This is a genomic window from Erythrobacter sp. HKB08, assembly GCF_004114695.1.
Lineage (GTDB): Bacteria > Pseudomonadota > Alphaproteobacteria > Sphingomonadales > Sphingomonadaceae > Parerythrobacter_A.
Genome location: NZ_CP035310.1, coordinates 839,519 through 858,302 on the forward strand (window position 1 = coordinate 839,519; position 18,784 = coordinate 858,302).

General features: G+C 64.5%; 20 protein-coding genes. 14 read left to right on the forward strand and 6 right to left on the reverse strand.

Annotation, left to right across the window (positions count from 1 at the left end; translation table 11 throughout):
- The first annotated feature begins 37 nt into the window (after positions 1–37).
- The 9 genes from EO245_RS03980 to EO245_RS04015 all read left to right on the forward strand — a co-directional run bounded on the left by EO245_RS03980 (position 38) and on the right by EO245_RS04015 (position 5,051).
- The gene (locus EO245_RS03980) at positions 38–358 is read left to right on the forward strand and encodes a DUF1244 domain-containing protein (protein ID WP_128891716.1); all 321 of its coding nucleotides are present in this window, start codon (positions 38–40) and stop codon (positions 356–358) included.
- Between the two features lie 7 nt (positions 359–365).
- Complete coding sequence (locus EO245_RS03985) at positions 366–1,466, forward strand: NAD(P)/FAD-dependent oxidoreductase (RefSeq protein WP_128891717.1); 1,101 nt, start codon at positions 366–368, stop codon at positions 1,464–1,466.
- A gap of 96 nt (positions 1,467–1,562) precedes the next feature.
- Positions 1,563–1,799 carry a DUF2312 domain-containing protein gene (locus tag EO245_RS03990; protein ID WP_011415813.1) on the forward strand — a complete coding sequence of 79 codons (237 nt, stop codon included), beginning with the start codon at positions 1,563–1,565 and terminating at the stop codon, positions 1,797–1,799.
- Positions 1,800–1,896: 97 nt separating this feature from the next.
- Positions 1,897–2,214: a heavy metal-binding domain-containing protein gene (locus tag EO245_RS03995; protein ID WP_128893452.1), complete on the forward strand. Its 318-nt coding sequence runs from the start codon at positions 1,897–1,899 to the stop codon at positions 2,212–2,214.
- An 83-nt stretch (positions 2,215–2,297) separates the two neighbouring features.
- Positions 2,298–3,041, forward strand: coding sequence for a YebC/PmpR family DNA-binding transcriptional regulator (locus tag EO245_RS04000; RefSeq protein WP_128891718.1), 744 nt, complete (start codon positions 2,298–2,300; stop codon positions 3,039–3,041).
- Positions 3,038–3,157, forward strand: coding sequence for a tetratricopeptide repeat protein (locus EO245_RS13500; RefSeq protein WP_164931257.1), 120 nt, complete (start codon positions 3,038–3,040; stop codon positions 3,155–3,157). Before EO245_RS04000 ends, EO245_RS13500 begins: the two co-directional genes overlap by 4 nt.
- A 17-nt stretch (positions 3,158–3,174) precedes the next feature.
- Positions 3,175–3,651 carry a crossover junction endodeoxyribonuclease RuvC gene (gene ruvC, locus EO245_RS04005; RefSeq protein WP_128891719.1) on the forward strand — a complete coding sequence of 159 codons (477 nt, stop codon included), beginning with the start codon at positions 3,175–3,177 and terminating at the stop codon, positions 3,649–3,651.
- A gap of 9 nt (positions 3,652–3,660) precedes the next feature.
- Complete coding sequence (locus EO245_RS04010) at positions 3,661–4,008, forward strand: arsenate reductase (protein WP_128891720.1); 348 nt, start codon at positions 3,661–3,663, stop codon at positions 4,006–4,008.
- Positions 3,987–5,051 (forward strand): glycerophosphodiester phosphodiesterase, encoded by a 1,065-nt coding sequence (locus EO245_RS04015; RefSeq protein WP_128891721.1) that lies wholly within the window; start codon positions 3,987–3,989, stop codon positions 5,049–5,051. Before EO245_RS04010 ends, EO245_RS04015 begins: the two co-directional genes overlap by 22 nt.
- Here the strand turns inward: EO245_RS04015 and ubiG are convergent.
- Positions 5,032–5,757, reverse strand: a complete 726-nt coding sequence (gene ubiG / locus EO245_RS04020; protein WP_128891722.1) for a bifunctional 2-polyprenyl-6-hydroxyphenol methylase/3-demethylubiquinol 3-O-methyltransferase UbiG — start codon at positions 5,755–5,757, stop codon at positions 5,032–5,034. The two genes, EO245_RS04015 and ubiG, sit on opposite strands and share 20 nt — an antisense overlap.
- Before the next feature lie 26 nt (positions 5,758–5,783).
- The gene (locus EO245_RS04025; protein ID WP_128891723.1) at positions 5,784–6,677 is read right to left on the reverse strand and encodes a phytanoyl-CoA dioxygenase family protein; all 894 of its coding nucleotides are present in this window, start codon (positions 6,675–6,677) and stop codon (positions 5,784–5,786) included.
- Positions 6,678–6,798: 121 nt separating this feature from the next.
- Here EO245_RS04025 and EO245_RS04030 point away from each other — a divergent pair, with 121 nt between their 5' ends.
- Entirely contained in the window at positions 6,799–8,079 is a 1,281-nt protein-coding gene (locus EO245_RS04030) for an aspartate kinase (RefSeq protein ID WP_128891724.1), read from the forward strand.
- 13 nt (positions 8,080–8,092) lie between these two features.
- Here EO245_RS04030 and EO245_RS04035 read toward each other — a convergent pair whose 3' ends face one another.
- Entirely contained in the window at positions 8,093–8,635 is a 543-nt protein-coding gene (locus EO245_RS04035) for a DUF2306 domain-containing protein (protein ID WP_128891725.1), read from the reverse strand.
- Positions 8,636–8,790: 155 nt separating this feature from the next.
- Here EO245_RS04035 and EO245_RS04040 point away from each other — a divergent pair, with 155 nt between their 5' ends.
- A complete protein-coding gene (locus EO245_RS04040) occupies positions 8,791–9,585 on the forward strand; it encodes a LytTR family DNA-binding domain-containing protein (RefSeq protein WP_128891726.1) in 795 nt (264 codons plus the stop codon).
- 103 nt (positions 9,586–9,688) lie between these two features.
- Here EO245_RS04040 and katG read toward each other — a convergent pair whose 3' ends face one another.
- Positions 9,689–11,908, reverse strand: coding sequence for a catalase/peroxidase HPI (katG, locus tag EO245_RS04045; protein WP_128891727.1), 2,220 nt, complete (start codon positions 11,906–11,908; stop codon positions 9,689–9,691).
- Positions 11,909–12,099: 191 nt separating this feature from the next.
- Here katG and EO245_RS04050 point away from each other — a divergent pair, with 191 nt between their 5' ends.
- The gene (locus EO245_RS04050) at positions 12,100–13,110 is read left to right on the forward strand and encodes a nitronate monooxygenase family protein (protein ID WP_199798679.1); all 1,011 of its coding nucleotides are present in this window, start codon (positions 12,100–12,102) and stop codon (positions 13,108–13,110) included.
- 59 nt (positions 13,111–13,169) lie between these two features.
- Here EO245_RS04050 and EO245_RS04055 read toward each other — a convergent pair whose 3' ends face one another.
- Positions 13,170–13,445, reverse strand: coding sequence for a helix-turn-helix domain-containing protein (locus EO245_RS04055; protein ID WP_128891729.1), 276 nt, complete (start codon positions 13,443–13,445; stop codon positions 13,170–13,172).
- Between the two features lie 335 nt (positions 13,446–13,780).
- On the opposite strand from EO245_RS04055, the gene EO245_RS04060 reads away from it, so the two are divergent.
- Positions 13,781–15,526 (forward strand): YadA C-terminal domain-containing protein, encoded by a 1,746-nt coding sequence (locus EO245_RS04060; RefSeq protein WP_128891730.1) that lies wholly within the window; start codon positions 13,781–13,783, stop codon positions 15,524–15,526.
- A 158-nt stretch (positions 15,527–15,684) separates the two neighbouring features.
- Complete coding sequence (purU, locus tag EO245_RS04065; RefSeq protein ID WP_128891731.1) at positions 15,685–16,539, forward strand: formyltetrahydrofolate deformylase; 855 nt, start codon at positions 15,685–15,687, stop codon at positions 16,537–16,539.
- 3 nt (positions 16,540–16,542) lie between these two features.
- Here purU and EO245_RS04070 read toward each other — a convergent pair whose 3' ends face one another.
- The gene (locus EO245_RS04070) at positions 16,543–18,687 is read right to left on the reverse strand and encodes a PQQ-dependent dehydrogenase, methanol/ethanol family (protein WP_128891732.1); all 2,145 of its coding nucleotides are present in this window, start codon (positions 18,685–18,687) and stop codon (positions 16,543–16,545) included.
- Positions 18,688–18,784: the final 97 nt, after the last annotated feature.

The following is an 18,784-nucleotide window of genomic DNA, read 5'->3' on the forward strand; positions in this document are numbered from 1 at the left end:
TGGCACAGCTTCGTTGCAAGACAAGGAAAAGCGCCAGATGGATACGAATTCAACCGACCCGCTCGATCAACTCGACGATGCCGTAGCGGCAGCGGCCTTCCGGCGGCTGGTGCGGCACCTGCGCCATCGCCACGATGCGCAGAATATCGAGCTGATGGGGCTTGCCGGTTTCTGCCGCAATTGCCTCGCCGACTGGATCCGCGAAGCCGGTTACGAGGGCGACAAACCCGCCGCGCGCGAGCTCATCCACGGCATGCCGATGGACGAATGGAAAGCCACGCGCCAGAGCCCTGCAAGCGAGGAACAGATCGCGGCGATGGAAGCGAGCCTCGCCAAGAACCAGCCGGACCTTCGCTAGCGCAGCCATGGCCGAGCGGGTCGATGCCGTCGTCGTCGGGGCAGGGGTCGTCGGCCTCGCCATCGCGCGCGAACTGGCGCTTTCGGGCCGCGAGGTGCTGGTGCTGGAGGCGTTGGACCGCTTCGGCAGCGTCACCAGCAGCCGCAACAGCGAAGTCGTGCACGCCGGGATCTACTATCCCGAAGCCTCGCTGAAGACCCGCTTGTGCATCGAAGGACGCGCGATGCTCTATGCGTTCTGCGAGAAGCGGGGCGTGGCGCATCGCAAGATCGGCAAGCTCGTCATTGCGCACGAGGCGTCGCAGCTTCCCGAACTCGAACGCCTCGCTGCCCACGCGTCGAGTGTCGGGACAGGAGATGTGGGCCTGCTAGATGCGGCCCAGGCGCGCGCACTCGAACCCGCGCTGGACTGCGCAGGCGCGATGCTTTCGCCGGAAACCGGGATCGTCGACAGCCATGGCCTGATGCTCGCCTTGCTCGGCGAAGCGGAGGCGCATGGGGCGCAGCTCGTAACCCGCAGTGAGGTGACGGCGGCCCGGCGCCTGTCCGACGGCTGGCGCATCCATGTGGGCAGCGACGCCATGGTCGATGCCGAAATGCTGGTGAATGCCGCGGGCCTCGGCGCGCAGGCACTGGCCCGCCGGATCGAAGGTTTGGGCGAGGCGCATATCCCCAAGCTGCACTACGCCAAGGGCAGCTGGTTCGCCTACGCCGGCAAGGTCCCGTTCGGGCATCTCGTTTATCCGCTCCCCGAGCCGGGCGGGCTGGGCGTGCACCTTACGCTCGACCTTGCAGGCCAGGCGCGCTTCGGGCCCGATGTCGAATGGATCGAGGAGCCGGATTATACGCTCGATCCTGCCCGCCATGCCCCTTTCGCCGAGGCTGCCCGCCGTATCTGGCCGGGGGTCGAACCCGCCAAGCTCGCGCCCGCGCTCGCCGGTATCAGGCCCAAGCTTTCGGGGCCGGGTGAGCCCAATGCCGATTTCCGCATCGACGGTCCGCAGGCGCATGGCTGCCCGGGCCTGGTGAACCTGTTCGGGATCGAGAGCCCGGGTCTCACCGCCTCGCTGGCAATCGGACGACACGTTTCCGGCCTGCTCCGCGAATAATCGCGCGCACCCCCTTACAACCTCGCGCAGCCGACGCTATCGCAGCCCCAACGCGCGACTGGTTCGCGATTCTCACATCATCCGGAGTTTGCACACATGGCTGAAGCCACCGACGACCGCCTGCGCCTTCTGATCGAGCGCATCGAACGCCTCGAGGAAGAGAAGAAGGGCATCGCCGACGATATCCGCGACGTCTACGCCGAAGCGAAGGCGGTCGGCTACGATCCCAAGATCATGCGTCAGGTCGTGCGCCTGCGCAAAATGAAGCCGGACGATCGCAGCGAGCAGGAAACCATTCTCGAAACCTACAAGGCCGCGCTCGGCATGGGCTGATTTCCTTGATTTTTCCGCTGTATTACGCTAGTAATACGGCACACGGAAAATCAAAGGAGAACACTTCATGGCAGGACCCTGGAAAGACGCGCGCGGCATTACCGTGACGACCACCCCCACGATCGAGGGGCAGCCGATCCAGCAGTACCTCGGCATCGTCACGGGCGAGGTTATCGTCGGCGCGAACCTGTTCCGCGACCTGTTCGCCAATATCCGCGATATCGTGGGCGGGCGCTCGGGCAGTTACGAGCGCATCCTGCGCGACGCGCGCGAACAGGCGATCCAGGAAATCCAGGCCGAATGCGCTTCGCTCGGCGGCAATGCGGTGGTCGGCATCGACCTCGACTACGAGGTCATCGGCGACACCGGCTCGATGCTGATGGTGTCCGCCAGCGGGACCGCCGTGAAAATCTGAGCCATTCGCTAATTGTTGAAGCGCGGGCGCGGCTGGGCTAGGCCGCGCCCGTTCTCATTTCCACGCCCGATTCAAGAGTTCCCATGGCAGGCCATTCCAAATTCAAGAACATCATGCACCGCAAGGGTGCGCAGGATAAGAAGCGTTCCAACCTCTTCTCCAAGCTGAGCCGCGAAATCACCGTGGCCGCGAAGATGGGCACGCCCGATCCGGACATGAACCCGCGCCTGCGCCTCGCCGTGAACACGGCCAAGGCGCAGTCCATGCCGAAGGACAATATCCAGCGCGCGATCGACAAGGCGTCGGCGGCCGACGGCGAGAACTATGAAGAGGTCCGCTACGAAGGCTACGGCCCGGGCGGCAGCGCGATCATCGTCGAGGCGCTGACCGACAACCGCAACCGCACCGCTACCGCCGTGCGCACCGCCTTTTCGAAGAACGGCGGCAACCTCGGCACCGAGGGCAGCGTCCAGCACGGCTTCGAACGTCTGGGCCTGATCGAATACCCGGCCAGCGTCGGCGACGAGGAAAAGGTCCTCGAAGCCGCGATGGAAGCGGGCGCTGAGGACATCGAGAGCTCGGAAGACGGCCACACCATCTGGACCGCTGCCGACGACTTGCACCAGGTCGCGAGCGACCTCGAAAAGGCGCTCGGCGAGGCGGAGAACGTCAAGCTCGCGTGGAAGCCCAACATCACCGTCGAACTCGACGAGAAGGCTGCCGCCACGCTGCTCAAGCTGGTCGACACGCTGGACGATGACGACGACGTGCAGACTGTCTGGGGCAATTACGACATCTCCGACGAGATCATGGAGAAGCTCGGTTGAACTGGAAACGATGGGCCTTGCTGATCGCGGTGCCCATCGTGCTCTATGTCGGCTGGCAGCTTTACCGGTACTATTTCTGGAGCGTCTGCACGCTCCCGTCCGGTGCGCCCTGCTGACGGGGCGGCCTTAAGCCATGACCATCATCCTCGGACTCGACCCCTCGCTCAGCTGCACCGGCTGGGGCGTCATCAGGGTCGAGGGATCGCGCATCGCGCATATCGCCAACGGCCAGATCCCGACCGGGGCGAAAGAACCGATGGCCGAGCGCCTCGCAGCGCTCCAGTCCGGTATCGCAGAGGTCATCGCGGCGCATCGCCCCGACCGCGCGGCGGCGGAGGAAGTCTTCGCCAACAAGAACCCGCAATCGACGCTCAAGCTCGCACAGGCCCGCGGTGCAGTGCTCGCGGCGTGCGGCAGCGCAGGCCTTGCGGTGAACGAGCACGCGGCGCGGCTGGTCAAGAAATCGGTCGTCGGCACCGGCGGGGCGGACAAGACGCAGGTCCAGGCCATGCTGAAAGTCCTGCTACCCGGTACGCAGCTTGCAGGCGCCGATGCGGCCGACGCCCTCGCCGTAGCGATCGCCGACGCGCATCTTGCAAAATCGTTCTAGGACAGGTTCATGAGCATAGATTTCTACGGCATTCCGAACTGCGACACGGTCAAGAAGGCGCGCAAGTGGCTTTATGCGAAGGGCATCGAATACACCTTCCACGACTACAAGAAGGAAGGCGCCGATGCCGGGAAGCTGGCAGCGTGGATCGAGGCCAAGGGCGTCGACACGGTGCTCAACCGGCGCGGCACGACCTTCCGCAAGCTGTCGGACGAGCAGAAGGCGGATATCGACGCTGCCAAGGCCGTCGCCTTGCTGAAAGACAACCCGAGCATGATCAAGCGGCCGATCGTCGAACATGACGGCGGGCTGTTGGTCGGGTTCAAGGACGACGAATGGGACGCGGCACTGTGCTGAGGTTGGTCGTCGCATCGCTGGTCGCGGTGGCATCGCTGGGTTCGGCTCCAGCCCTCGCTCAGCCGGCGGGGGACTTCCTCGTCATCGCGCACCGCGGGGCCAGCGGCGAGCGACCCGAGCATACGCTGGCCGCCTATGAACTCGCGATCGACCAGGGCGCGGACTACATCGAGCCCGACCTCGTCGTGACCAAGGACGGGGTCCTCGTCGCGCGGCACGAGAACGAGATTTCCGGCACGACCGACGTCGCCGACCGCGAGGAATTCTCCGCCCGCCGCCGCGCCAAGGAAATCGACGGCGAGTTGATCAACGGCTGGTTCGCCGAGGACTTCACGCTGGCCGAATTGCGGACCCTGCGCGCCAAGGAGCGCCTGCCCGGCATCCGCCGCCAGAACATGCGCTTCGACGGGCTCTACCAGGTCCCGACGCTGGAAGAGATCGTCAAGCTGGTCCGCGCCAAGGAAGCCGAGACCGGCCGCCGGATCGGCCTCTATCCCGAACTCAAGCACCCCGATTTCCTGCTGCAGGAAGAGGGCATCGACACGGTCGACCTGCTGCTGATCGAGCTGCGCAAGCTCGGCGTCACGCCGGACGATCCGGTCTTCATCCAGAGCTTCGAGGTCGGCCCGCTCCAGCGGCTCGACAAGCGCAGCGACTTCAAGCTGGTGCAATTGCTCGAGATGAACGGCGGCCCGGCGGACGAGCCGGACATGCGCTATGCCGAAATGGTCACGCCTAGCGGGCTGGCGGAGATCGCAGCCTATGCCGATGCGATCGGCGTCGACATGCGCCTGCTGTTCGACGAAGGGCTCGATCCGACGCCCGTGATCAAGGATGCGAAGGCTGCAGGCCTTGCGGTTCATGCATGGACGCTGCGCAAGGAAAACGCTTTCCTGCCGCCTGCGCTGCAATCGCAGGGTGGGGAGAGCGCGGTCGGCAATCCCGAGGCGCTATTGCAAATGCTCTACAAGCTCGGCGTGGATGGGGTCTTTACCGACGATCCGGGGCGGACCGCCAAGGCGCTCAATCGCGGCGCGCGCTGAGGATGTAGTTCAGGCTCTCGTCGTCCGACAGGTGGAGGCCTTTCGCCGGGCTGAAACCGATCCCGGTGCGGGAGGTGACGGTGAGGCCCGCCGCCGAAAGCAAGTCGCCAAGTTCCTCCGGCGTGACGAAATCGTCCCAGTGGTGCGTGCCCTTGGGGACTGCGCCGACCGCCTCGGCTGCGCCGACCAGCAGCAGCCTGCTCGCCGCGGTGCGGTTGGGAGTGGAGAGCACCATCAGCCCGCCGGGCGCAAGCTTGCCCGCCAGAGCCGCGATAAATGCAGCCTTGTCCGCGACATGCTCGAGCACTTCCATGCTGGTGACGAGATCGAATGTGCCGATGTCGAGCGATGCGATGTCGCCCGCCATGTAGCGGATATCGAGCCCCGCTCCTTCAGCGTGCGCCGCTGCCGCCTGCACGTTCTCCGGCGCCGCATCGACCCCGGTGACCGCAGCGCCGAGCCGGGCAAGCGGCTCGCACAGCAGGCCCGCGCCGCAGCCGACGTCGAGCGCGCTTTTTCCGGCAAGCGGGCGCACATTGTCGATGTCGCAGGCCCAGTGCATGTCGACAGCCTCGCGGATGAAGCGAAGGCGCACCGGGTTGAGCTTGTGCAGCATGGCGGAGGAACCCTTGGGGTTCCACCATTCGCTGGCGAGCTTGCCGAAATGGGCCGCTTCCTCGGGCCGGATCGTAACGCCGTTGTCCATCGTCATCCTTCGTCGCTGGAACGAGCCTAGAGCGCGCCCCTGTCTGCCCTTTCCGACACGCTGGCGAAGAGATCGTTCCCCCAGCTCGAGGCCGCTTCGCCGAACAGCCAGTCGGGCGGGGTGATCTCCGGACCTTCACCCGGCGGCAGGGGCGGGGTGAAATAGCCGAGCGCGTAGCTGCCCATGGCGTAACCGAGCAGCGCGCGCAATTGCGGGCTGAAATCCTTCGCTATTTCGGGCGGGCAGGAGAGATACTGGTTCTCCTCCTGCCGCAGCCAGCCGAGGCAGTAGGTGATGTTCAGCCCCATGCGGTCGGCGTCGCTCTCGTTCTTGCCGCCCGAATGGATGACCGAGCCGGAATAGACCAGCACCGAGCCGGCCTTCATCTCGGCATAGCTGATCTCGTGGTCCTCGGCATGGCGTTCCGGGTCCCAGTTGTTCGATCCCGGAACGACGCGGGTCGCGCCGTTCTCGCGGGTGAAATCGGTGACTGCCCAGATGGTATTGAGCTGCGGCTCCAGCTCGCGCGGCAGGAAGCCGCCCCATGCCAGCCGGTCGCGGTGGAGCACCTGCGCGCCTTGCCCCGGGAAGATGCGGATGAGCTGGGTCAGGTGGAGCTGGTAGGTATCGCAATACTCCTTGAGGAAGGCGTCGCAGGCCCCGATCAGCCGGTCGTCCATCACGAGGTCGCGGCAGGCTGCCGATCGCGCGACGAGCGCGCCAGTGCGGCTCGTCTGCCGGCCGGTGAAATCGTCCATCCCCATCGGCGTCGCCTCGACATAGGGCATGATCTCGCCCTTGAGTGCATCGAGCTGGCCGGGCGCCATTGCATCGTCGATGATGCAGGCTCCGTCGCGCTTCAGCAGCTGGGCGATTTCCCCGGGCGCGATATCGCGCGGCACATGGACTAGCTCGGCCATCGTCTCTCTCCTCCGGCTGGCAATCAACGCTATCGCCGGCCAAACAGCAAGTCCGCTTGTCATTCCGGCGAGCCGCCCCTAACCCGCCACTTCCGGTTTCGAACGGCAGGAGAGACGATCCTTGGCGCGTATCGTGATGAAATTCGGCGGCACTTCGATGGCCGGCACCGAGCGCATCCGGCGCGTGGCCAATATCGTGCGCCGCCAGCAGGCAGCTGGCCACCAGGTCGCCGTCGTCGTGTCCGCCATGGCGGGCGAGACCGACCGGCTGGTCAATTTCTGCCGCGAGGCGCATGCGCTCTACGATCCGGCGGAATACGACGTGGTCGTCTCCAGCGGCGAACAGGTGACGAGCGGATTGCTCGCGCTCACCCTGCAGGGGCTGGGCTGCAAGGCGCGCAGCTGGCTCGGCTGGCAGCTGCCGGTGAAGACCGTCGAGGCGCATGCCAAGGCGCGGATCGAGAGCATCGAAGCACCCGACATGATCGCCAGCCTCGAAGCGGGCGAAATCGCGGTCATCCCGGGCTTCCAGGGCGTCGGCGAGGATGGCCGCATCACCACACTGGGGCGGGGCGGGTCGGACACCTCGGCCGTGGCGGTCGCTGCTGCAATCGATGCCGACCGGTGCGATATCTACACCGATGTCGACGGGGTCTATACGACCGACCCGCGCATCGTCGCCAAGGCGCGCAAGCTCAAGGCGGTGACCTACGAGGAAATGCTCGAGCTCGCGAGCGTCGGGGCCAAGGTGCTCCAGACCCGCTCGGTCGGCCTTGCGATGAAGGAGGGCGTGCGCGTGCAGGTCCTCTCCAGTTTCATCGACGACGACGCCACCCCGGCGGACGAATTGCCCGGCACGCTGATCGTGTCGGAAGCGGAAATGGACCAGATCCTTCAGGAGGGCGACATGGAACGCCAGCACGTAACCGGTATCGCGCATGACAAGAACGAGGCGAAGATCATCCTCACCCGCGTGCCCGACAAGCCGGGTGCGGTGGCGCATATCTTCGATCCGCTCGCCAAGGCGTCGATCAATGTCGACATGATCATCCAGAACGTCGGCCGCGACAAGGGCGAGACCGACGTGACCTTTACCGTGCCGCAGGCCGACCTTGCGCGGGCTCAGGCATTGCTGGAGGACAAGCGCGAGGACATCGGCTTCAACCGCATCATAACCGACAGCCAGATCGCCAAGATCAGCGTCGTCGGTGTCGGCATGAAGAGCCACGCGGGTGTCGCCGCGACCATGTTCCAGGCGCTGGCCGATCGCGGGATCAACATCCAGGCGATAACCACCTCGGAAATCAAGGTCAGCGTCATGATCGACGAGGACGAAACCGAACTGGCGGTGCGCGTGCTGCACACCGCCTACGGTCTCGACGCCCAGGACGAAGCGGCCTGAGGCGCCGGCCTGCTCAGGCGGGCCAGCCGAAGATCATCACGTTCATCAGCCGGCCGGGCAGCAGGAATGCGACCAGCCCGGGGATCAGCAGCGCGCCGAAGAACAGGCCGAGGATTTCCTGCTTGTGCTTCTTCATGTCGCCGGCCCGCGCGCTGGCGATGACCTTGTAGCTGCTCCACAGCGTGAGCGGCACGAAGATATGGATGAAGCTGAAGCTACCGCTCGTCTTGATGAAGATCGCCGCGGTCGCGGTGGTGACCATCAGGCCGATCCAGATCTTGCCGAGCATCTTGTGCCGCTTGCCGCCCTTGGGCGCGAGCAGCAGGTAGCCGCCGAGCGGGATCGCCGGCAGCACGGTCGAGACGTGGATCGCGATGGCAAGCTCGCGGATATTGGGGTGCGCAGGCGCGAAGCCGAAGACGCCGCGGAAAATCGCGAGCAGGGCTGCCGAGGTGAGGAGGATCGTCACGGCGGCGACGAGCCCGCGCGTCACGGGTCCAATATCGAAGCCCGGCTTGGCAGCGGACTTGGTGAAAGGCAGTGCGAGAGTGGACATGGCTGGCTCCATTCGTGTTCGTTGGAGCCACCATGCCGCGAGCCCTTTCGCGGGCAATCGAGCCTGCGCCGGTCGCAGGGGCACTTCGCGAAAAGCGCGCAAATGCTGGCGTTTGCCACTTTACGAAGCGCGAACGGGCGTTAGTTTCGCCTGTCATGAGCAGCAAGGAACCCGGTCCACGCGCCGCTCTGGTGCGCAAGATCATCATCGATCTCTCGATCATGACGGTGATCGGCCTGGTGCTCGCCGTGATCGGGCCGTTCGGCAGTGCCGAGGCACCGTTTGCGCTGCGGCTGGTGAGCTGGCTCGGCCTCGCATACCTCGGATACGTGGTCTACAGCCCGATGGGCTGGATGGTCGAGCGCGCACACACCGCGCTTCACTTGCCGCGCATCGGCCTGTGGGTCGGGGCGGTGCTGATCGCAACGGTTCCGCTGGCGATCCTGATCTGGATTATCGGCTTCCTGCCGGGCCCCATTCCCTCTCCGACGCTGCCCGATGCGCTGGGCACCTATCTCAATGTGCTGGTCATCGGCGCGAGCATTACGGCGATTTTCTACCTCATTGAGAGCCGCAATGCGGTCGAAGATGCCGCGCCCGCTTCCCAGCCTGCCGCGCAGGAAGAGGCCGATGAGGTTGGGCCGCGCTTCATAGAACGGCTGCCTGCGCATCTCGGCAGCGACCTGATCGCGCTGGAGATGGAGGACCACTACGTCCGCGCGCACACCGCGCTCGGCTCCGAGCTGGTCTTGATGCGCCTGCGCGATGCGGTGGCGGAACTCGACGGAATCGAGGGCGAGCAAGTCCATCGCAGCTGGTGGGTGGCGCGCCATGCGGTCGAGGACGTGCGGCGCGAGGGGCGCAATATCCGCCTCGTCCTGCCCAACGGCCTGGAAGCTCCGGTGTCGCGCAATGCCGCGCCCGGCCTGCGCGACAAGGGCTGGATCTAGCGCTTTCTCCAAGGCCGAATGCAAAACTCCCCGCAGTCGGCGAACTGCGGGGAGCCTTGTCGGCCGGGGGGATTATCCGGCCCACGGAATGTCCGTGCGGGTATCAGCTATGGTACTTGGCGTAGCTGAGGTCGAAGCGGTCGGCGTCCATCACCTTGGTCCATGCCTTCACAAAGGTGTCGACGAACTTCTGCTCGCCGCCATTCTCGGCAAAGACTTCGGCGATTGCGCGCAGCTGCGAGTTCGAACCGAAGACGAGGTCGGTGCGGGTCGCACGCCACTTCTCGGTGCCTTCCTTGCGGCAGCGACCGACGAATTCCTCGTCACCGCTCTCGTCGACCACTTCCCACACCGTGCCCATTTCGAGCAGGTTGACGAAGAAGTCGTTCGACAGCGTGCCCGGACGGTCGGTCAGGACGCCGATCTTGGAGCCGTGCTGCGCGTGCTTGGTGACAGCACCCAGCGCGCGCATGCCGCCGACCAGCGCTGTCATCTCGGGGATCGAGAGGCCGAGCAGGTGCGCCTTGTCGACCAGCATGTCCTCGGTCTTCACCGAAGCCTTGGTCTTCAGGTAGTTGCGGAAACCGTCGGCGAAAGGCTCGAGCGGCTCCCAGCTCTCTGCATCGAACTGGTCTTCCGTCGCATCGCCGCGGCCGGTGGTCACATCGACGCTGACGTTGAAGCCGCCGTCCTGCGCTGCCTTCTCGATCGCTGCCGCACCGGCGAGCACGATGGCATCGGCCATCGAGATGCCGCCGCGAAGCTCGTCGAGCTTGTTGAGCACCTTGGTCAGCTCTTCCGGATCGTTGACCTTCCAGTTGCGCAGCGCATCGAAGCGGATGTGCGCCCCGTTGGCACCGCCGCGGTGGTCGGAGTTGCGATAGGTCGAGGCCGAAGCCCAGGCCGCCTTGACCAGCTCGCTGACCGTCAGCCCGCTCGAGAGGACGTCGGACTTGAAGGTCGCGACTTCCTTTTCGGTCGGCTGCGAGCCGGCGGGGATCGGATCCTGCCAGATCAGGTCTTCTGCCGGCACTTCCGGGCCGAGGTAGCGGACCTTGGGACCCATGTCGCGGTGGCACAGCTTGAACCATGCGCGGGCGAAGGCATCGTCGAGCGCCGCCTGGTCGTCACGGAAGCGCTCGGAAATCTTGCGATATTCCGGGTCGCGCTTCAGCGCCATGTCGGCGGTGGTCATCATGGTCGGGACCTTCTTGGACGGATCGCGCGCGTCGGGCGCCATGTCCTCGGGGTCCGGATTGATCGGCTGCCACTGGTTCGCGCCGGCCGGGCTCTGGACGAGCTCGTATTCATATTTGAACAGCAGGCGGAAATAGTCGTTGCCCCACTCGGTCGGGTTCGGGGTCCACGCGCCTTCGATGCCCGAGGTGGTGATGTGACCCTTGCCGATTTCTTCCGGGTCGGTCAGCCAGCCGAAGCCCATGGTATGCAGGCTCTCCCCTTCCGGCGCCTTGCCGAAAGTATCGGACGGCTTGGCACCATGCGCCTTGCCGAACGCGTGCCCACCGGCGGTAAGAGCGACGGTTTCCTCGTCGTTCATCGCCATGCGGGCAAAGGTTTCGCGCATGTCGCGGGCCATGCCTTCCGCATCGTGCGGATTGCCGCCCGGGCCTTCCGGGTTGACGTAGATGAGGCCCATCTGGATCGCGGCCAGCGGGTTGTCGAGCGCCTTGCCTTCATCGGGGATGATGCGGGTTTCGGCGCCTTCGTCGACCCACTTTTCTTCCGTGCCCCAATAGACAGTTTCCGGCTCGAACACGTCCTTGCGGCCGCCGCCGAAGCCGAAGACCGGGCCGCCCATGCTTTCGATGGCGACGTTACCGGTCAGGATGAAAAGGTCGGCCCAGCTGATGTGCTTGCCGTACTTCTGCTTGATCGGCCACAGCAGGCGGCGTGCCTTGTCGAGGTTGCCGTTGTCGGGCCAGCTGTTGAGCGGGGCGAAGCGCTGCTGGCCGCTGCCTGCACCGCCGCGACCGTCGCCGGTGCGATAGGTGCCCGCCGCGTGCCACGCCATGCGGATGAAGAACGGGCCGTAGTGGCCGTAGTCCGCCGGCCACCATTCCTGGCTGTCGGTCATCAGCGCGGTCAGGTCTTCCTTCAGCGCCTTGTAGTCGATCGCATTGAAGGCTTCGCAGTAATCGAAGTCTTTGTCCATCGGATCGGCGCTGCGGCCTTCCTGGGTGAGAATGTCGAGCTGGAGCGCGTCGGGCCACCAGTCGCGGTTGGTCCGGCCAAGCAGGCCGCGCATGCCTCCGTCACCGTGGAACGGGCATCCGCCGCTCATTTCTCCGGTCTTCATATCCATGGCATCCTCCTGAGTCGTTTGAATTATGGGCCTGATGTGCGCCTTCGCGATTAATTCGTCCAATCGATTAATTGTCACATAGTAATCGTTTTGACCGCATGTCTTTGACCGGGCGCAAACCGCCAGCAAACGGGGAGGATATGCCGTGCGAGGCTTGCGGCGGATCGCGGCTGGTCCTAAGCGCCTCGACCATGAGCAGCTATCCCAAGACCAGCCGCCTGATGCAGCGCGGCACCGATTTCCTCGGCTCCGAATATGCCATCCTGTGCGGCGCGATGAGCTGGGTATCGGAACGCAATCTCGTCTCCGCGATCAGCAATGCGGGCGGCTTCGGGGTGATCGCATGCGGCGCCATGACGCCCGACCTGCTCGACACCGAGATCGCCGAAACGAAGAAGCTGACCGACAAGCCCTTCGGCGTGAACCTCATCACCATGCATCCCGACCTGATGGATCTGATCGAGGTTTGCGGGAAGCACGGCGTGAGCCATGTCGTGCTTGCTGGCGGCATTCCTCCCAAGGGCAGTGTCGAGGCGATCAAGGCGCATGGCGCCAAGGTCATCGTGTTCGCGCCGACGCTGGCGCTCGCCAAGAAGCTGCTGCGCTCGGGCGGCGATGCGCTGGTGATCGAGGGCATGGAAGCGGGCGGCCATATCGGCCCTGTCTCGACCAGCGTGCTCGCGCAGGAATTCCTGCCCGAACTGGCCGACGACCACATCGTCTTCGTCGCCGGGGGTATCGGCAAGGGCCAGGCGATTGCCGGCTACCTCGAAATGGGCGCCGTCGGCGTGCAGCTCGGCACGCGTTTCGCCTGTGCGAGCGAGAGCATTGCGCATCCCGATTTCAAGAAGGCCTTCTTCCGCGCCAATGCGCGCGATGCGATCGCCAGCGTGCAGGTCGACCCGCGCCTGCCGGTCATCCCGGTGCGCGCGCTGAAGAACAAGGGCACCGAGGAATTCACTGCCAAGCAGATCGAAGTCGCCGGAATGCTCGACCGCGAGGAAGTCGCGATGGCCGAGGCACAGCTGCAGATCGAGCACTACTGGGCGGGTGCATTGCGCCGCGCGGTGATCGATGGCGATGTCGAGAACGGCAGCCTGATGGCCGGGCAGAGCGTCGGCATGGTCAAGGCCGAAGAGCCGGTCGCCGACATCATTGCGCAGCTGATGGCGGAAAGCGAAGAAGCATTGTCGAGGCGCTGAGCCTTTCGGCACACGAACGGTCGGTACCTGTGCGGTTGCCCGCTGGCTGAAGCGGGCAGCTATTTCTTCGTCGCGATACCTTCGACATTGGCGAGCCGGATGAGTCGCGCGCGTCGGTCGTGCGGGTCGACTTCGGATGTCACGACACCCTTGGTCTTGAGGCGCTCTATCGCGAGGTAGAAGCCGCGATAGGACGATTCCGAAGCGAGCAGCAGCTCCTTGATGCGGGCGTCACCGTGATTGAGCAGGTGCATGATGATGCGCCCCTCGATCGTGAACACCTCGACCCCGGCCTGCCCGAAGGCACGCGAAAATTTCGTCAGACTGTCATTCACCGGAATCGACCACTTGATTGCATTTGCGGAATGTCGCTGAGATACAATTCGCGCCCCCGAAAATGTCGCGCAAATACAATTTGCGACCTAAAAATGTCGCTTTCATACAAAATCTATATCTTTGTTAAACACAGATGCCCCCCAGCGACGCGTATATCTACTACCTATATTCGGAATCACGTGCGAACTAGGGCATTCGCATTCCATTTGTATATATAAAAGTATTACTCAAAAGCGATATCAAAAGAACAGTAATTCAAGTAGCCCCACTTCAACTGGGTCCACGGGTCGCCTGGTTGATAACAATTGTTAGCTTTCCTTTTGAGGGGTTATTTATGCGTACTATGAATTTTGCGGGCCGCGCAGCGATTGCTGGCCTGATGACCGGCGTCGCAGGGGGCGCGCTGGTGGTTGCAACTCCGGCCGCGGCACAGTCGGCTGAAACGTGCACGGTCTTCTCGGACGGTTTCGTTCTTTGTACTGAGCCGAATGGCGACGTCGATTATCGTCTAAGCCCCGATTACGCGGCTATGGCTGACGGCGCCTATGATAACCTCGACAGCAAGATCGAGCAGACCGCTCCGACCGAAGCCGAAACCGAGGCGGCCCAGGCAGAGCTCGATGCCGCCAACGCAGCGGCAGCGGACCTGAATGAAGCATCTGCTGCTGTCGAAGCGTCGCTGACGGACGAGAACCTCGCTGCCTTCGAAGCAGTCGATACCGCCCAGACCGGCTTCGAAGATGCTCTGGCGGTGGAAAGCGATGCTGCCGACGCATTCGTCGCGGCCCAGACTGCATTCGATGCTGCAGCTGACGATCTGACCGCAGCCAATTCTGACGTGACCGATGCGAGTGTCGCTCTTAGCAACGCGCAGGATGATGTCGACGCGGCCCAGGCCGCATACGACGCGGATCAGACGCCGGCGAACCTGGCTGCACTCAACGATGCTCTTGCAGCGCGTGCAGACGCTCAGCAGAATCTCGCTGATGCCGAAGCCGCGCGTGCCGATGCACTGGCCGACGCCAATGCAGCAGCCGCTGACCTGGCAGCAGCCCAGGGCGCCTTTGACGATGCAGTTGCAGCTCGCGTCGCGGCCGCCGACGATCTCGCCGACGCCGTTACCGCACTCGACACCTCGCTCGCTTCGAACGACGATTTTGTCGATGCGATTACGGATGCCGGCTTCACCGCTGACGCCGCCGGTCTCACCGCTCTGAACGACAATACCGAAGCGGCAAATCAGACGGCTGCAATCGAGCAGGCTCAGTTTGACGCGCTGGACGACATTACCAATACCTACGCACGTGCTCGCGACGTTCTTGTTCCGGCTGCTGAGAGCGAGAATGCTGCAATTGCCGCAGCCTCTCAGGCTCTGCTTGGCGATCCGCGTGCGGACGAGACCGACTTCGAAATCGAAGCTGTTGCGGCTCTGGTCGATCACGAGGGTCGCATCACCGCGAACGAAGAGCAGCTCGCTGACCACGAAGTTCGCATCACGGCAAACGAGGAAACCCTCGCTGACCACGAAGTTCGCATCACGGCAAACGAGGAAACCCTCGCTGACCACGAAGTTCGCATCACGGCAAACGAGGAAACCCTCGCTGACCACGAAGTTCGTATCACCGAAAATGAAGCGACCCTCGTAGAGCATGATCAGCGCATTGCTACGAACGCTGCCGCGATCGTCGAGGAAGCGGAAGTCCGCGCTCTCGCCGACGCTCAGTTGCTCGACCGCATAACGTCGGAAGAGAACGCTCGTATCGCTGCTGACACGGCCCTGCAGAACCAGATCACTGGCCTCAGCACCCGCGTCGGCAACATCGAGACCCGTCTCGACGACCTCGACGATGCAGTTGCCAGCTCGACCGCTACGGCGATCGCACTGGGCGGCATGGGCTTCCTGCCGGACACGAAGTTCAACCTCGCCGTTTCGGGCGGTTTCTACGAAGGCGCGAACGCAATCGCTGCCAACGTCGGCATCCGCGTGAACGACAAGGTTGCCATCACCGCAGGTGTCGGTGGCGGCCTGAACAAGGGCGGCAAGGTCGGTGGCCGCGTCGGCATCATCTTCGGCTGGTAATCCCTGACCAGTCAGATTGACCGACAATCAGGAGCGGCCCGGGGCGAAGAGTCCCGGGCCGTTTCCTTTTGCGCGGGTGAAGCCCCGCAAACCGCAGCTTGTCCCCGCTGGCACCAGTTCGATCTTGCCGAACGGCAGCCCCCGCGTCAGGAGGGGGCATGTCAGAGCCTCTCGTCCTTACCCTTAGCTGTGCCGACCGCCCCGGTATCACCGCGCGCGTGACCTCGTTCCTGTTCGAGCGCGGCGGCAATGTCCTCGAAGCGCAGCAGTTCAACGATAGCGAGAGCGGCCGTTTCTTCATGCGGGTCGAATTCGATCCCGGCGCGGCATCGCGCGACATGCTTCGCGAGGATTTTGCCGGGGTCGCGGCTGAATTCGCGATGGACTGGAAGCTCGCTTTGCGCGACCGGCCGCGCCGCGTCCTGCTGATGGTCAGCAAGTTCGATCACTGCCTTGCCGATCTGCTTTACCGCTGGCGCATCGGCGAACTGCCGATGGAGCCAGTGGCGATCGTCTCCAACCATCCGCGCGAGGCCATCAGCCATACCGATGTCGGCGACATCCCGTTCCACCACCTGCCGATCACCCGGGATACCAAGCCCGCGCAGGAAGCGCGGGTCCGCGCCATCGCGCAAGAGACCGATGCGGAGCTCGTCGTTCTCGCGCGCTACATGCAGATCCTTTCGGACGAGCAGGCGGCGCATTTCTCGGGCCGGTGCATCAACATCCACCATTCCTTCCTGCCCGGCTTCAAGGGCGCGAAACCCTATCACCAGGCGCATGCGCGCGGCGTGAAGATGATCGGCACGACCGCTCACTACGTGACGCGCGATCTCGACGAAGGGCCGATCATCCACCAGGACGTCGAGCCGATCAGCCATGCCGACAGCCCGGAAGAGCTGGTCCGCAAGGGGCGCGATATCGAGCGCCGTGTGCTGGCCGAAGCGGTGCGGCTCCATCTGGAGGAGCGAGTGCTCCTCAACGGCCAGCGTACGGTGGTCTTCTCCGGCTGAGCGCTACTTGCTCAGCCCCGCGTCCTTGTCCTCGTTCGCGCGGAAGATGATGTATTCGCGGATCGCGTCGATCTCGTTCTTGTCGAGCGATCCGGCGAAGCTCGCCATGCCGCGATCCTTCAAGATGCCGTCATGTACGACCGCCAGGAACGCCTGCTGGTTGGCGAGCGTGCTGCTGCGCCGCAGGTCGGGCAGCACGTTCGATCCGACCGCAGCCGGAGCGTGGCACACCGCGCAATAGCGTGCATAGTGCTTGCCGCCCGCCGCGATCTGCGCTGCGTCCGCGCGGCTCGGCGGCGGGTCGAGGGGCAGGCTCGCGAGTGCCGGCATATCGGGCAGCTGCGCTTCGCCGCCGATCTTGAACACCAGCAGGCGGCTGATGTTCTGCACCGGCGCCTTGCTGTTGAGCAGCTCGCCATCGACCGTGATCGCATAGGCGCCGCCCCAGCCGGCCAGCACGGCGACGTATTGTTCGCCATTGACCGTGTAGGTGATCGGAGGTGCGACAACGCCGGTCTGTGCGGGGAAGCCCCACAGCTTCTCTCCCGATCCGGCATCATAGGCGTTGAATTCGCTGCCCGCCGTGCCCTGGAACACGAGCCCGCCGCCGGTGGCCAGCAGGCCGCCGTTCCACGGACCCGGGTGCTCGACCGTCCAGCGCGGCTCCTGCGCGACCGGATCCCAGGCGACCAGCATGCCCCGCAGCGTGCCCGCTACCTCGCGGCGCACGCCCATGTCCGGAGGCAGGTCGCCCGCGCCGAGGTCGAAGCCGACGTTGAAGCCGCGATTGCGGTCGGGTTTCCAGTTGGCTTCCGGCGCATACATCATGCCCGCCTCGAAGGCCGGGATGTACACGAGGTTCTCGCCCGGGTGATAGGCCATCGGGTGCCAGTTGTGCCCGCCGAGCGCGCCCGGAGTGACGAGCGCCGGCTTGCCGGTCTTGTCGATCCGCGCCTCGGGGTTCTCGATCGGGCGGCCCGCGTCGTCGATCGCAGTCGCCCAGTTCACCGTGACATAGGGCTCGGCCGAGATGAATTCGCCGGTCGCGCGGTCGATGACGTAGAAGAAGCCGTTCTTCGGTGCCTGCATCAGCACCTGGCGTTCCTTGCCGTCGATTTCCATGTCGGCGAGCATGATGTGCTGCGTCGCCGTGTAGTCCCACGTCTCGCCCGGCGTCGTCTGGTAATGCCAGACATAGTCGCCCGTGCTCGCGCGGATCGCGACGATGCTCGAGAGGTAGAGGTTGTCGCCTTCACCGGTGCCGTCTTCGCCCGGCGAGCGATAGGCGCGGTTCCACGGGCTGCCGTTACCGACGCCGATGTAGAGCAGGTCGAGATCGGGATCATAGGCCATCGAATCCCACACGGTGCCGCCGCCGCCGATGCCGTTCTCGCTGCCGAGGACATCGCCGAACCAGGTTTCCGAAGCCTTCTGGAGGTATTCCGGGTCGTCGGAGGAATCGCTGTCGGGCACGGTGTAGAAGCGCCAGATCTCTTCGCCGTCATCGACGTCGTATGCCGCGATATAGCCGCGCACGCCGAATTCGGCCCCGCCATTGCCGATCAGCACCTTGCCGTCGATCACGCGCGGCGCGCCGGTGATGGTGTAGGACTGGTCCTGGTCGACCGTGACCTTCTCCCAGCGCACTTCGCCCGTATCGCGGTCGAGTGCGATGAGGCGGCCATCGAGCGTGCCGAAGAACAGGGAATCGCCCCAGGCCGCCATGCCGCGGTTGACGACGTCGCAGCATGCCTTGACGCCCGTCTCGCCGGGAACTTCCGGATCGTATTCCCACAGCGGCTCGCCGGTCGCCGCGTCGAAGGCCTTCACCTTGCTCCACGCGGTGGTGAGATAGAGCTTGCCGTCCATCACCAGCGGGGTCGCTTCCTGGCCGCGCGCGGTATCCATGTCGGCGAACCAGGCGAGGCCGAGGTCGGCGACGTTTTCCTTGTTCACTTGGTCGAGCGGGGAATAGCGCTGCTCGGAATAGGTCCTGCCGTGGGTGATCCAGTTGGCAGTATCGTCGCCCGCATTGATCAACCGGACGTTGTCGATGCCGCCTTCCGGCATCTCCTTGTCGCCGCAGGAGGCGAGGCCGAATGCCGCCCCCAGCATGAGAATTGGCGCAGCCAGCGCGATCCGCTTCATAGTCCTCTCCCTTAAGGCGCGACTCTGTCGGTCGCGCTTTGCAACCGATGTTGCCGAGGACTTGGCCGCTTGTCTATCCACCATGAGCGGGAACGGG